14 protein-coding genes are annotated in these 14987 nt (G+C 38.1%); 10 read left to right on the top strand and 4 right to left on the bottom strand.

Going from position 1 to position 14987, the window contains the following annotated elements:
• Nucleotides 1–62: 62 nt before the first annotated feature.
• On the top strand, nt 63–773 hold the full coding sequence (gene rpiA, locus ETSB_RS02045) for a ribose-5-phosphate isomerase RpiA (protein ID WP_044105982.1): 711 nt from the start codon (nt 63–65) through the stop codon (nt 771–773).
• Nucleotides 774–1434: 661 nt separating this feature from the next.
• On the opposite strand, the gene ETSB_RS10800 is transcribed toward rpiA, so the two are convergent.
• The 3 genes from ETSB_RS10800 to ETSB_RS02055 form a co-directional block, all read right to left on the bottom strand.
• Nucleotides 1435–1569: a DUF3370 family protein gene (locus tag ETSB_RS10800; protein ID WP_145972268.1), complete on the bottom strand. Its 135-nt coding sequence runs from the start codon at nt 1567–1569 to the stop codon at nt 1435–1437.
• Between the two features lie 416 nt (nt 1570–1985).
• A complete protein-coding gene (gene miaB / locus ETSB_RS02050; RefSeq protein ID WP_044105983.1) occupies nt 1986–3326 on the bottom strand; it encodes a tRNA (N6-isopentenyl adenosine(37)-C2)-methylthiotransferase MiaB in 1341 nt (446 codons plus the stop codon).
• 581 nt (nt 3327–3907) lie between these two features.
• A complete protein-coding gene (locus ETSB_RS02055) occupies nt 3908–4603 on the bottom strand; it encodes a COP23 domain-containing protein (protein ID WP_044107557.1) in 696 nt (231 codons plus the stop codon).
• 389 nt (nt 4604–4992) lie between these two features.
• Here ETSB_RS02055 and ETSB_RS02060 point away from each other — a divergent pair, with 389 nt between their 5' ends.
• Nucleotides 4993–5655: a DUF2301 domain-containing membrane protein gene (locus tag ETSB_RS02060; protein ID WP_044105984.1), complete on the top strand. Its 663-nt coding sequence runs from the start codon at nt 4993–4995 to the stop codon at nt 5653–5655.
• A gap of 712 nt (nt 5656–6367) precedes the next feature.
• On the opposite strand, the gene ETSB_RS02065 is transcribed toward ETSB_RS02060, so the two are convergent.
• Nucleotides 6368–7216: a DNA-formamidopyrimidine glycosylase gene (locus ETSB_RS02065; RefSeq protein ID WP_044105985.1), complete on the bottom strand. Its 849-nt coding sequence runs from the start codon at nt 7214–7216 to the stop codon at nt 6368–6370.
• 1116 nt (nt 7217–8332) lie between these two features.
• Between ETSB_RS02065 and ETSB_RS02070 the strand changes: the two genes are divergently transcribed.
• From ETSB_RS02070 to ETSB_RS02105, 8 genes are all read left to right on the top strand, one after another.
• Nucleotides 8333–8695 (top strand): ATP synthase subunit I, encoded by a 363-nt coding sequence (locus ETSB_RS02070; protein ID WP_232509905.1) that lies wholly within the window; start codon nt 8333–8335, stop codon nt 8693–8695.
• Between the two features lie 56 nt (nt 8696–8751).
• A complete protein-coding gene (gene atpB / locus ETSB_RS02075; RefSeq protein WP_044105987.1) occupies nt 8752–9492 on the top strand; it encodes a F0F1 ATP synthase subunit A in 741 nt (246 codons plus the stop codon).
• Nucleotides 9493–9820: 328 nt separating this feature from the next.
• Entirely contained in the window at nt 9821–10066 is a 246-nt protein-coding gene (atpE, locus tag ETSB_RS02080; RefSeq protein WP_044105988.1) for an ATP synthase F0 subunit C, read from the top strand.
• A 265-nt stretch (nt 10067–10331) separates the two neighbouring features.
• On the top strand, nt 10332–10763 hold the full coding sequence (locus ETSB_RS02085) for a F0F1 ATP synthase subunit B' (protein ID WP_044105989.1): 432 nt from the start codon (nt 10332–10334) through the stop codon (nt 10761–10763).
• A gap of 37 nt (nt 10764–10800) precedes the next feature.
• On the top strand, nt 10801–11337 hold the full coding sequence (locus tag ETSB_RS02090; protein WP_044105990.1) for a F0F1 ATP synthase subunit B: 537 nt from the start codon (nt 10801–10803) through the stop codon (nt 11335–11337).
• A 3-nt stretch (nt 11338–11340) separates the two neighbouring features.
• On the top strand, nt 11341–11898 hold the full coding sequence (gene atpH, locus ETSB_RS02095) for an ATP synthase F1 subunit delta (protein WP_044105991.1): 558 nt from the start codon (nt 11341–11343) through the stop codon (nt 11896–11898).
• Nucleotides 11899–11946: 48 nt separating this feature from the next.
• The gene (gene atpA, locus ETSB_RS02100; RefSeq protein ID WP_044105992.1) at nt 11947–13458 is read left to right on the top strand and encodes a F0F1 ATP synthase subunit alpha; all 1512 of its coding nucleotides are present in this window, start codon (nt 11947–11949) and stop codon (nt 13456–13458) included.
• Between the two features lie 105 nt (nt 13459–13563).
• The gene (locus ETSB_RS02105; RefSeq protein WP_044105993.1) at nt 13564–14508 is read left to right on the top strand and encodes a F0F1 ATP synthase subunit gamma; all 945 of its coding nucleotides are present in this window, start codon (nt 13564–13566) and stop codon (nt 14506–14508) included.
• The last annotated feature ends 479 nt before the right edge of the window (nt 14509–14987 follow it).

Raw genomic sequence — 14987 nt, forward strand, 5'->3', positions numbered from 1 at the left:
TCTATTCTTGAAGTTGGAATCTAAAAATCCAGACGAATAATCTGCTGTTAAGGAGTTTAACCATGTCAATGACCAATGATCTTGTTGTGCTTGCGAAACAAGAGGTAGGAAAGTCTGCCGTTGCTCGTATTCAATCTAATTCCATTGTCGGGTTAGGTACAGGCTCTACAACAGCCTATGCCATTCAATACATTGGAGAACGCCTCAAATCGGGAGATTTAAAAAATATTGTTGGGGTGACGACTTCCTTTCAAGGAGAAGTCCTAGCTAGAAAATACAATATTCCCCTGACCACCCTTGATGTGATTGATCATATTGACATTGCAATTGACGGCGCTGATGAAGTTGATCCGAAGAAAAATTTAATTAAGGGAGGTGGTGCTGCTCACACTCAAGAAAAAATAGTAGATAGCTTAGCTAGATTTTTGATTGTGGTAATTGATAGTAATAAGCTAGTAGATAAATTGGGCTCAACTTGTCCGTTACCTGTGGAAGTAATCCCCAAAGCAGTAACTCCTGTTATGCGTCAATTAGAACAACTGGGAGGAAAACCGGAAATCCGAATGGGACTCAGAAAAGCTGGACCTGTAATTACAGATCAGGGAAATTTAGTTATTGATGTCAAATTTAAAGAGATTAACGCTCCAAAAACCTTGGAAGTTACCATTAACAATATTCCAGGGGTACTAGAAAACGGTTTGTTTGTTGGGATAACTGATTTGGTCCTAGTAGGAGAAATTATCAATGGTAAGCCAATAGTAAGGGAACTATAAACTATAGCTGCTTTTGCCTAATGAACATCGATCTCCCCGTTGTCACAAACAAAGGGAGCTGTACCACTGAATTATTCTTTAGTTTATGTCAAGATAATTACATTTAATAGAATTTGTGTGTCATGGAGGATAAACATTAAAAATAAAAATTGTGACAAAAACTATTTATACCTGATTTGAGGAGATCAGGAATTCAAAGACTTTTAAGTTTAGATAATAACTCTGTTATGCTGTTTATAGCTAACTAAATTCAGCAACTCCAGAAATTATGACTAACAGCTAACAGTTATGATAATTTTTATTCTAAAAATAACAGAGGAACCGTGAAGCTCAATAAGACGGTTAATAAAAGTGAACGAAATAAGTTAGATAGAATGGTCATCTCCGGATAAATAAGACGTGCTTCAGTTCAACTAAACAAATTCTATTTGTTTAGAACATAATTCCGAAATATTTCAAATATTAAATAAAAATTTGGGCGGATATCTATCCAGTAATAGGCTCAAACTCGGTCCATGGTATGTCCGATGACATTTATATAATCCAAAATAAAATTTATAGATGATCATGCTATAAAAGCGATTTTATCTGAGTTATTTTAACTTTATTGGAGATAGGGTGACTTTTTCATCGGACATACACCTTCCCTGTTCTCTGTTCTTTATTGCTTTAAACCACTTTCTGTGCTCACGGTCAACACTTGAGGAGGAGTAGCATCAGGGGAATAGAAAAAATTTATTCTGACTAGCTTCCATACTTTGGGAAAAATCGTTTGTTTGACAAGAAGTTTGCCAATTCTCCCCTATGTTGAACAATATGAAAATAATAGGTTTACTAAGTATGCATCTGATCAAAATAACAGATGCTAATTCCTCCTAAAAAAAGACTTATGAAGTAGGGAAATGAAGGAAACTTAACCCTCCAATTGATTTATCTCGTTTAACGGGAGTTTGTGGTGTACTCGTACACAACTTTAAGAAATGGTTAATAATTTGTTAGTAACTATTGTTTCTTAACACTATCAGTCATTCACCGTATTTAAGGAAGTTGTTAGATAGTCAACTTTTTAAAAAATATTAAGTAAGAGTTATAAATTCCTATCTGTTATTTTACCTATCCTAAAAAAATAGCAGAAGTTCCGTTAGTTTTAATTAAAAATTACTTGGTTAAATTTATTGCTTTTCTTAATTTGAATAAATTTTAAATAGATGACTAAGCTAAATTACCTGTCAAACTAAACGCACGAGCTTCCGTGATTTTTACTTCAACAATTTGACCTTTTAATTGATTAATATTCCCTCTAAAAAATGTTAAACGATTACCCTGAGTTCGTCCCATCAATTGAGTTTTATCTTGTGGGTTTTGTCCTTCTACTAATACCTTTTCTATCCGCCCTAAATATCGTTGTGATCTTTCAGTAGCTTTTTGTGCTACTAAATGATTGAGACGTTGTAGGCGCTCGCTCTTAACATCTTCACTTAATTGATTCTCCCACAAGGCTGCAGGTGTTCCAGGACGGGGAGAGTAAGCTGCTGTGTTGAGTTGATCAAATCCAATATCAGCGACCAATTTTAAAGTCTTCTCAAATTGTTTTTCTGTTTCCCCAGGAAACCCCACAATAGCATCAGCACTAATGGAAGCGTCGGGCATACGGTCCCGAATGTTAGAAATAATTCGGTGATATTTTTCTTGAGTATAGCCCCGTTTCATAGCTTTAAGTATTTCATTATCTCCTGACTGAAAGGGAATATGAAAGTGTTCGCATACCTTAGATAATTCTTGACAAGCAACTATTAAACGTTCGGTAAAATAACGAGGGTGACTTGTCGCGAAACGAATACGCTCAATTCCAGGAACATCATGAATAGTGTAAAGTAAATCTGTTAGGGTGTGTCGATATCTGCCTGTTTCTACCGCTCCCGGTAAGTCTCGTCCATAGGCATCAATGTTTTGTCCTAAAAGTGTAACTTCTTTGTATCCTTGTTGTCCTAACACTTTTATCTCTCTTAAAATCTCTTGTGAAGTTCTCGACTGTTCTACACCACGTACATTAGGAACCACACAATAAGTACAACGTTCATTACAGCCATAGATAATATTAACCCAAGCAGTAATCGCACTTTCTCTACAAGGTTTTGTGATATCTTCAACAATATGGATAGGTTCAGTGACAACTACTTGATTCCCATCAAAGACCTGTTGTAGTAAATCTTCTAGACGGTTAGCGTGTTGTGGTCCCATAACTAAGTCTAATTCAGGAACCCGACGCAGGATTTTTTGTCCTTCTTGTTGTGCGACACAACCAGATATTACTAAGGTTAAACTGGGGTTTTGATGTTTTCGTTTAGACTGTCTTCCTAAGTATGAATAAACTTTTTGTTCGGCATTATCCCGAATAGTACAAGTGTTGTAGAGAATTAAATCGGCGTTATCAGGATCTCCTGACCAAATGAACCCCATGTTTTCGAGGATACCTGCCATGCGTTCCGAGTCAGCTTTATTCATCTGACAGCCAAAGGTAGTTATGTGATAGTAACGTTGGGAAGAAGCCATAGCGTACGTAGGTTGCAAACTAGATATTTATCTTAGAAGAGTCTAGTCCTTCATTGTAAGCTTTTCATCATCCACATGACTTGTCTTAGAAACTAAAATGGATGAAACTAACTAAAATTAGATAGCAAGGCCGCCACCAAATTTTAAATTAACTTTCAGTGAAAAATATTAACAACTAAGATAGGAAAGAGCGCAAATAGTGTAGTTAACTTTAGATTAAATCATTTTTGCATACCCGTTTATAATTTTTAAAATTTATTATGATACTCTTGAGAGTAAAAGGTCTTAATGGACCCGCAATCTAAGTGAGAAAAGCATTATTTTTAAGACCAACTAATCCAGTTGAACGATTGTTTTATTATGAAGATTATACTTTATGGATACATTTGCATCAGTGATGAGAAAAAATTTAAGTTGTTTGTCATCTGAGGAGCTGTTAGTGAGTGTTCCGGGAGAAGAGAGAAATTGCTTACAAAGAAAAATAGAGAGCAGCATAAGAGCTTACTCTCTAGCAGATTGACCGAGTAAAATAGAAAAGAAAGAATTACATAACTGGAATTTCTCTTCTCTGAAATCTGATATTATTCCACAACAGGAGGTAATTCCTCAACAGCAAGTTCAGGACCACCAATCCCTTCAGCAATACCGCCAGAAACACCAATTTTAAACTGGGTTAGGGTTGTAGCTGCTTGCTGTGCATTCTCAGGCTTTAGAGTGAAAATTACGTTTCTGGTGGACGCATTTTCGGGATCATGAGAAAGGAAGATTACCCGCTCTCCATTAACTTTACCCACTAAGCTAGATTCGCTAAGTTGTGCTACCTGTTCGGGGGTAACTAAACCAAAGGCGTAGGAAAGATTGGTTAATCGAGCACTAACCGTTTGACAACGACTTTCAGGAATGTAAGCTCCATCAGGATGGCTAGAAGGTAGGGTTGCCGTCCAAACCATCATAGGTTGGCTATCCAGACCGTACTCAGCAGAAATATCTTCCGTGGTATAAACAGGGTAGTGATCAGGATCCATTGTTTCCCTTACTGCTTTTTCTACAGTTGTGTAGCTTCCATCCCCTTGAGCTTCACAGGTAAAAACAACCTTTTCTTGAATATGGGGAATCACTGCGCGGTTGCTATCCCAATCTACACTAGAAGGAAATCCTTCTGAGACCATGTTATACTGGGGATATTTAGGATGAGCTTGGGCTCCAGAAATTGTGCTTAGTAAACCAAGAGTGGCTAATGCACTTGCCGCAACAACTTTAACTGAATTGTTAACCATTTTGACCTCCAATGAGTGTAAGAAGCAGTAATTAATAGCTACTACTATATTTTTATAAAACTTCCCATTAGCTAAAAGGCCCCGGGATAGTTCCACTTCCTCACCTCACACATTACGCCTTACAGGTCGTCAGTCGTCGTACCTTAACCTACGCGCTTTGTCTATAACTATAAACATCCTAACCGTATCATTATGTTCAAAATTTACAATAATAGCATTATTTTACAATTGAGTTAAAAACCTAAGATTTTCCTTCTTAAATCAATGCCTATGACTAAAAGTAATCCAAGACTGGATGCTAGTGTACAGAAAAGAGATCACTTTAAAGTTTAATAGACAAAAGATATAATTCAGGAGTTAAATAGAATTAAAGCTAGTAGAAGAATCTTATGGCAGCTGAACCTGAGCAGTTAACCGTTTATCAAGGACAATTTGGGGAATTTACTGTTACTCAAAATGATCGCATAAAGGTCATCATATATCGTTTGGGGTTATGTTTAGCGTCCTTCAACTTTGCGATTGCTACTCTGTTAGTATTGATCATTGGAGAACAACTCTGGGTACTAAACTTGCTAACCCTATTATTTATGATGTTTTCAGTGGGATTAGGGATTAGTTTAGTAACTATTCACATTTATCTCCGTCCTCTCCATCGACTATTGCAGATATTTTGGATTATTGGGACAATCACGGCATTAATAATTGCCTGGCAAAGCTCTGATCCTCTAGCCCTATTTGTCTACAATCATCCTTCAACCTTATTCGGGATTGGTTTTACTTTTGCTGCTTTAACAGGTATCTTCTTCAAAGAAGCCTTTTGTTTTAATCGTTTAGAAACCAAATTTCTGACCTTTCTAGTTCCCAGTCTCTTGTTATGCCATTTAATAGAGATTCTACCGGTTAGGGTAGAATCCCTACTCTTAGCTAGTTGGGGATTATTATTTGTTATTTTTGGTTCACGCAAAGCGATTCAAGCTATTCCCCCCGATATTGGTGATAAATCTGTATTCACCCATCTTGAACAACAACGTTCTATATCACTGTCATCGTAGTAAATAGATCAGGGATGAAGTTAACCTTTTAACCCTTCAGATTTTTCTATCTTTCAACAACTGTCAGGATTATTTTACATCATAGATAAAAAACTCAGTGAACATCACTCTTTAAAGGCTGATGTTTGATTATATTGCCAATAATATTTATATTTTCTCAAGGTCATCTCTGTGAAATTACATCGTCGAAGCCAACAGAACTGCTACCTCGACTATGGCAGTTAACGACTTGTGATCTCAGTTTAATTTAGAGATTACGAGAGCAACTAATTTATTCTTATCAGGTTTATATTTAAAATATTTATTTGTCCTGCCGATACCAACAAAACATAAAGATAAATAGCTTAACATTGTACATTTTATATTTTACAATTAACCTTAAAATTAAGATATCAAGCCTGTAGTATAGGTATAAAAATAGACAATTTATTTAACTTATCTTAAATGTCTATTAAGACAAAGCTCAGGACCACTTCAAGGTTTTCAATTATGAGCCCACTAGTTACTGAAACAATTTCTGTAACTAGTGGGCTACCATGACTAAGTCTTAAATCTGAGTTGTTAGGAATGGGGTGCTGCCATGGTCTGAAAAGTTGATAAAAACGACTTTTCAGACCATGGCAGCCTCAACTTTCATTAGTAGTTATGAAAAATTGAAATTATAAGAACTAGTATGAGAAGTATTTTAAAGAGTAAAAGTGAGTGTAACAATTTACCTTTGACATTGCGGGCAAAAGTGTGCAGAACGTCCGCCTAATTTTAAGCGCTCAATGGCTGTTCCACAAACTCGACAGGATTCCCCTGTGCGACCATAGACCCAGGCAATCTTTCCATAATTACCATTGATTCCCGTCACTCCTCGAAAATCACTAAAGGTTGTTCCTCCTTTATCGATAGCCTCTTTCAATACTTCAATAATTGATATTCTTAGCCTTTGAAGTTGTTTGCAATTTAAATTTTTAGCCATTACAGTCGGTCGAATACCGCTCTTGAATAAGGCCTCATCTGTATAAATATTTCCTAATCCTGCTACGATACCTTGATCCAATAACAGGCTTTTAATATTGCGTTGACTAGTTCTTAATCTTTCGGTTAAATAACCTAAAGAAAATTCTTCAGAAAAAGGTTCAGGACCCAATTTTTTTAACCCCGTAATAATTATTTCTGGATTTTGGTTTTGGGGAACCCACCATAGTCTACCAAAAGTGCGAACATCAACAAAACGTAGCTCTTGAGCTTTATCACAAAACAAACGTAAACGCGTATGTGTTTGTAGGGGTTCAAGTCGATTCAACCATAATAACTGACCGGTCATTCGTAAATGAACGCCTAAAAAACCCCCATTTTTGCCGGATTTTTTTCTCAATCTTCCTAATAAATATTTCCCTCGTCGCTCCCACCCACTAACGGTGACATTGGTAATTTGGGTTAAAAATTCCGTAACTGATAAAGGATAAGCGAGAGTACGATTCAGTAATACTTCGCCACCTTGTATTGTTGTTCCTAAAGTTAGCCGATTAAGACCTTGACGAACAGTTTCTACTTCAGGAAGTTCTGGCACAGTTTTATCCTAAAAATCATTATTAACAATAATAGTCCAGTCCGAGTACTCTTATTTTAAGAGTGGTTCCTTCGTGTTTTCTTCTCTCCTTAGGTTAGAGTTAGATTATAGTCAAAGTTGATATCAGTTTGGCATCAACTTTGTATAAAAGTACTCTTTATTGGCGTATACTAAAAAATATGACATTATTTGATTAATTTTCGGTAAAACAAAGCTGTTGGTATCAACGCCACCAAGACTGCTGTTAAAGCTGACGATGATAGGATAGATAATTTTCTATTTGTCAACACTAGCAACAGTTCCTACATCTTTCGGGATTGCCTAGCTCTCCTAAACCTAAATACTATTGGATAGCAAGATCTTGATGGTCAAAATTTTAAATTGTATTGCAAATATGACCATGTTACCTCGACAAAATAAGTGAAATGTCACAAAACCCTTCAGACAGGAGAGTTTTCTCTAGCTATAAACTAGGTTTTTGGCTGATCTTTATAAGTTAGAGGATAATGTGGTAGCCAATACTAACCCAATAAATTGTTCAAGTTGTAAGTTCAGTAAACTTTGGATTCTCAAATAGTTTTAAGTAAGTTACTATGTCCTATGTTAGTTAGAATGGATAGGATTTTAAATCCCAAAAACCATAAACACTAGAGTTAGCAGGAGTGCTCATAAGGCATGAATAGATTCGGCCCAAAATAATTAACATTAGACTGAATTCGGACTATAGGTGAGGAGGGAGTGTACGGTTAATTTTTTACTATCATAAATATTTTTTATTTATCAAAATTTTTCTATCTCCTTACCTCCAAAAGTTTTTCCTCAAAAATATTTATCAAGAAAAAAACAGTTTTATACTTAATAAAGTTAATTGGAAGACTCGGCAATCCTAGCATAATATCAGCAGTTAAGAATAATTTAAAAGAGTTATGCTGCTCCTAAGAATCTCTCATCTCTAGTGAAGGGAGTGTCAAAGCGGGTACCTTTTTATGATATCATTGCTGACGGTTCGCTATTGGCTTTATGGATTAATTCTAATAGCTTCACTTGTCTAACACTATGCCCGTGATTGATCATCAGACCCCGACGGCTAAAACCGTTTCCCTCTCAGTTGATCCCATGAGAGATTACTATCAATTGCAACGCACTTTGTTGTTGTTGAGTTTATCTCTAACGGTGATTATTTTTATCTGTGTCTGGACTGTATATTCCCTAAATACTGCTCTTAACTACCTAGTAGGAGCTTTTGTCGGCATTGTTTATTTAAAACTATTAGCCGGGGACGTAGCACAAGTTGGTTTAGTCAAAAAACGGATAGGAACTAGAGGGATGGGATTATTTGTGACTTTAATCGTTGTGGCTAGTCAATGGCAGAAAATGCATATTCTCCCAGTTTTTCTGGGATTTTTGACTTATAAAGCCGCCATAATTGCCTATATGCTCACAAGTATTCTAATACCAGAATCTGAGCCAAGGCATTAGGGCATCGAGAAATTTAACCATTCTCGTATTTTGATTAAGTAAATAAATCTCACCGAATGACAATGTTAGATGGTTTGAGTTTTGTACAAACATTTCCTCTTGCTTCATTAGAAGTCGGTCAGCATTGGTACTGGGAAATTGGTAACTACCGGGTACATGGACAAGTATTCATGACCTCTTGGTTCGTAATTAGCCTCTTGGTAATCGCATCTTTAGCCGCCACTCAAAATGTGCAACGCATCCCCAGTGGAATGCAAAATTTTATGGAGTATGTCCTAGAATTTTTGCGAGACTTGGCTAAAAATCAATTGGGAGAGAAGGAATATCGGACTTGGTTACCTTTTATTGGGACCTTGTTTTTATTTATCTTTGTCTCTAACTGGTCAGGTGCGTTAATTCCTTGGGCGCTAATTAAACTACCAGAAGGAGAATTAGCTGCTCCTACCAACGACATCAATACCACTGTTGCCTTAGCATTACTAACTTCTCTAGCGTACTTCTATGCTGGTCTAAGCAAGAAAGGATTGAGCTATTTTTCTCACTATATAGAGCCAATTCCTGTTCTCTTGCCAATTAAAATCTTAGAAGATTTTACCAAGCCTTTATCGCTAAGCTTCCGTTTGTTTGGAAACATCCTAGCTGATGAATTAGTGGTGGCCGTATTAGTCTTCTTAGTGCCTTTATTCATTCCCCTACCCATTATGGCCTTGGGGTTGTTCACTAGTGCGATTCAAGCCTTAGTATTTGCTACCTTAGCGGGAGCTTACATTCATGAGGCGATCGAAGAAGAACATTAATCCTTATAAGGGATGAAGCAATGATCGAGCGTCGTAAATTGAATATTAGGATCTGTTATTGAAATATGTCCAAAACATAGGACAATATCAGATGAGTTCATTTTTACAATTCAACATCGAGAATTGCTGAACTCTTCAAGCATATAGGGGTTGACTAGTAGGGCTTTTTTCCTCGAGAATCAGAGAGAACTCCGCCGTACGACGATGGAGCCGGTTCTGACCTTCGGTCAATAACTATTCATTGCTTGGGAACGTCAACCTCCATGGTTGTTAATCTAAAATAACTCACTCCGAAATTTGTACTGTCAATAAAAAAGGAATAATCACAATGAATCCAACTATTGCTGCTGCTTCAGTTATCGCTGCCGCCCTCGCCGTTGGTTTAGCGGCTATTGGACCTGGTTTTGGACAAGGTAATGCTTCTGGAGAAGCAGTTTCTGGAATTGCCCGTCAACCAGAAGCAGAAGGCAAAATCCGGGGTACTTTACTTTTAAGTTTAGCGTTCATGGAATCTTTAACCATCTATGGTCTAGTTATTGCGCTAGTTTTACTTTTCGCTAACCCCTTTGTATAAAAAGTTTTGAAACAGTAGAGACGCACGTTGTGTGAAGGCAAAAAGCGAAAAGAGACAATACAGTCCTTACTACTTTGACTAATGTTAAGTGTCAACTCAGATAATATCGGGTGTAGTAAATAAAAAAAAGTTTGTATTGACTTGGCCACTTGCGACTTCAATCATTGTCTCGTCTCTACTGATTTCTCTAGCACACTAAGCAAAGATTCGTTAGCCGCTTAGATCTTTTTTGTTTTGACTGAAAAATCAATGGGAACCGCAAAAAATGTTTGATTTTGATGCAACTATGCCTTTAATGGCTTTGCAATTTGTTCTCTTGGCAGTTATCCTCAATGGAATTTTTTACAAACCCTTGAATAAAGCATTAGATGAGCGAGCAGATTATATTCGTCAGAAAGAGACTGACGAAAAGAAGCGTTTAGCTAAAGCTAAGGAATTGTCCCTACAATATGAAGCGCATCTTGCTGACGCGCGTAAGCGGTCTCAAGAGATAATCGCACACGCTCAGGCTGAAGCACAAAAAATGACAGCAAAAACTTTAGCTAATGCTCAACAAAAAGCTCAAGAGGAAAAAGAGAAAGCCGCCCAAGAAATAACCCAACAACGCCAAGAAGCACTGGTTGTTCTAGAACAACAGGTTGATACCCTCAGCCGTCAAATTCTAGAAAAACTTCTAGGGACTGAATTGGTAAATTAAATCTACCATCGATTGAGTTTTAACTAGCAAAATACGTATGATCGATTCTTTTTTTATATTAGCTACAGAAGCCCATGAAGCTGCTAAAAGCTGGTTCGGCTTAGATTCTAATCTTCTGGAAACGAACCTTCTTAATCTTGCTATTCTTATTGGGGTGTTGGTATTCTACGGCAGCAAAGTTTTGAAAACCGTCTTAAATGAGCGGCAACTGCAGATTGCTGATGCTATTCAAGAAGCTGAAGAGCGCCAACGCAAAGCAGCTACTGCTTTAGAAAAGGAACAGCAGAAATTAACGCAAGCTCAAGCTGAAGCTGAACGAATGTATCAAAGGGCTAAAGACAGAGCTGCTGCCCTAGCTGACGAAATTACAGAAAAAAGTAGGCAAGATATGGAGCGTCTTAAAGAGACAGCTGCAGCTGACCTTAGTAGGGAGCAAGAACGAGTTATTGCTCAATTGAACAAACAAATTGTTCAAATAGCCCTCAATAAAGCGGAAAGCCAACTCAAAGAACAGGTCAATGAGGATATACAACAGCTCCTAATTGACCGTAGTATCGCTCAATTAGGAGGTTAATTAATGAAAGGTTCCCTCATTAGTACTGCGATTGCCGAACCTTACGCTCAGGCCTTGATGTCAGTGGCTTTGAGCCACGATCTTGCCGATGCCTTTGGGGAAGAATGCCGGTCTTTAGTCACCTTACTAGAAAAGTCCCCTGATTTGGAAGCATTTATTGCTTCTCCAGTGATCAAAGAAATAGATAAAAAAACTGTTTTGGGAAAAATCATGGGAGAAGGTACTAATTTGTATCTACTAAATTTTTTGATGTTGTTGATAGATAAACGGCGGATTATCTTTCTTGAAAAAATTTGTCGGCAGTATCTTACCCTATTGCGGAAGTTAACCAATACCGTTTTAGCCGAAGTTACTTCAGCCCACAAATTAAGCAGCGAACAAAGTGAGTCTATAGCCAACAAAATTGAAGAACTTACTGGTGCGCAAGGCGTGGAAATCAAGACTAGAATTGATCCCAACTTGATTGGGGGTATCACTATTAAAGTAGGGTCTCAAGTCTTTGATGCCAGCCTTCGAGGACAACTACGCCGTGTCAGTCTTAGCCTAGGCGGTATTGCTTAGGTTATTTGTGTTTCATTCTATTTATTCGACTTCTAGAACAACTTAACTATGTTTAGTATCAGACCCGACGAAATTAGCAGCATTATTCGCCAGCAAATTGAATCCTACGATCAAACTGTAACGGTTTCTAATGTAGGAACAGTGCTTCAAGTAGGAGATGGAACTGCCCGTATTTATGGCTTAGAACAAGCCATGGCTGGAGAACTTCTTGAATTTGAAGATGGAACTATCGGAATCGCTCTCAACCTTGAAGAAGATAACGTTGGGGCCGTATTAATGGGAACCGGTCTCGATATTCAAGAAGGAAGTACCGTTAAAGCCACCGGAAAAATTGCACAAGTTCCCGTAGGGGAAGCAATGATAGGACGGGTGGTTGATTCCCTAGGTCGCCCTATTGATGGTAAAGGGGATATAAACACTTCTGAAACTCGTCTAATCGAATCAATGGCCCCTGGGATTATTGCTCGTAAATCAGTTTGTGAGCCCATGCAAACAGGGATTACAGCTATTGATGCGATGATTCCTGTGGGACGGGGACAACGAGAATTGATTATCGGTGATCGTAAAACTGGAAAAACGGCAATTGCGATTGATAGCATCATTAATCAGAAGTCCGAAGACGTAATCTGTGTCTATGTAGCAATTGGACAAAAAGCGTCTACTGTCGCCCAGGTAATAAGAACCCTCGAAGACAATGGTGCGATGGACTACACCATAGTCGTTGCCGCTAACGCAAATGATCCAGCTACATTACAGTATCTTGCCCCCTATACAGGAGCCACCCTCGCTGAATACTTTATGTATAGGGGCAAAGCTACCCTGGTCATTTACGATGACCTCTCCAAACAAGCTCAAGCTTACCGTCAGTTATCTTTGCTACTAAGACGTCCTCCTGGTCGGGAAGCTTATCCTGGTGATGTGTTCTATATCCACTCTCGTTTATTAGAACGTGCGGCAAAACTTAGCGATAAGCTCGGTGGTGGTAGTATGACAGCGTTACCCGTGATTGAAACTCAAGCAGGTGACGTTTCTGCTTACATTCCTACTAACGTAATTTCTATTACTGACGGACAGATTTTCCTTTCCAGCGATCTGTTTAACTCAGGTTTTCGTCCCGCTATTAACGCAGGGATTTCAGTAAGCAGGGTAGGATCTGCGGCTCAGACCAAGGCCATGAAAAAGGTTGCTGGTAAATTGAAGCTAGAATTGGCACAATTTGCTGAACTAGAAGCCTTCTCCCAGTTTGCCTCTGACTTAGATGCCACCACTCAGTCTCAACTGTCACGGGGTCAACGGTTACGTCAAGTATTGAAGCAGCCTGAAAATTCCCCCTTAGCAGTGTGGGAACAGGTAGCAATTTCCTATGCAGGGTTAAATGGTTATCTTGATGAAATTGCTGTGGAGAAGGTGACTGAATTTACTATGGGACTACGGAACTATATTAAAACCAGTAAAGCCAAATTTACTGAGATCGTTGGAACTGAAAAACAACTTACCGATGAAGCAGAAAGCCTCCTCAAAGAAGCTATCAAGGAACATAAACAGACCTTTGCCGCGTAATTGACCATAAATAAGTCAGTGGTTAGTCATTTCCTGACGAACGAGAAGGAGGGCTAACCACCCATGACCCCTTATGAATAATTAATCCCACAAAAAATAAAAAATATGCCTAACCTCAAAGCTATCCGTGATCGGATTAAATCAGTCAAAAATACAAAAAAAATTACTGAGGCTATGCGTCTGGTAGCCGCCGCTAAGGTTCGCCGAGCTCAAGAACAGGTAATGTCTACTCGTCCCTTTGCTGATAATTTAGCCAATGTTCTTTATAATTTGCTCAACCGTCTTAAGTATGAGGATGTGAGTTTATCTCTATTGCAACAAAGACAGGTTAAAACCGTGGCTGTAGTTGTTGTCTCAGGTGATCGGGGGTTATGTGGTGGATACAACTCTTATGTGATTCGCCGTGCAGAACAACGCCAAAAAGAATTAGAAGCTCAAGGACTTGATTATTGTTTCATCACCATTGGAAACAAAGCGACTCAATATTTTTCTCGTCGCAAGGTCCCCATTCTAAGCAAGTACACGGGATTAAATCAAATTCCTACAGCCAATGAAGCTATATCTATTGCTGACGAGTTGCTGTCTCTATTTTTATCAGAAACAGTTGACCGAGTAGAGTTAATTTACACTCGTTTCGTTTCTGTTATAAGTTCTCGTCCGGTGATTCAAACTTTGCTACCTTTGACTCTTCAGGGGTTGGAAGTTGAAGATGATGAAATGTTCCGCTTAATTACCCGCGAAGGGAGATTAGGCGTAGAAAGGGAAACGATTACTCAAGAGATCGAGATCTTCCCTCAAGATATGATTTTTGAACAAGATCCTCTGCAAATTCTTGATTCCTTGTTACCTCTGTATATCAACAACCAATTACTCAGGGGATTACAAGAAGCGTCGGCGAGTGAATTAGCAGCTCGGATGACGGCGATGAGTAACGCGAGTGATAATGCTGGTCAGTTGATCGACAGTCTTACTCTATCTTACAACAAAGCGCGTCAAGCAGCAATTACCCAACAGCTAATGGAAGTAGTTGCTGGTGCTAATGCTTTGTAGGAATTAGTTATCAGAACACTTTAACGATCTTTCGAGCGTTTAGAAATTTTTCTAGACGCTTGCTCTTTAAAATAGAGGAAATACTTTTGGTGTCCTATCTATCTTGGTACTAGAATATCTTCGGTTGTCTAGGTTGACAATAGTGTACAAGGCATATCGCTATAGAATTTATCGCGACACCTGGCAAAAGCAAGCACTAGTCAAGATCTTTAGATGATGTCAGTGGTGTTGAGACTGTTCATATTTTAGACTAATTTATAAAAATTATTAAAAGACAGATAGGGAGCTGTTCGATGTCTTTTGTCAGTACTTTAAAAGAACTATTCTTAGCTTAGTGATATTTCTTTTCGGTGCTTATCAGTATTTACCAGTTGTGAATGTAGGTCTATTGTGATGGTTAGTCCAATATATCTTTAACAAAAAAGAAAAATAACCAAAATAAAACAAGTTATTTTGCAAGCACAAAGAGAGTACACTCG

This window comes from cyanobacterium endosymbiont of Epithemia turgida isolate EtSB Lake Yunoko, assembly GCF_000829235.1.
Classification (GTDB): domain Bacteria; phylum Cyanobacteriota; class Cyanobacteriia; order Cyanobacteriales; family Microcystaceae; genus Rippkaea.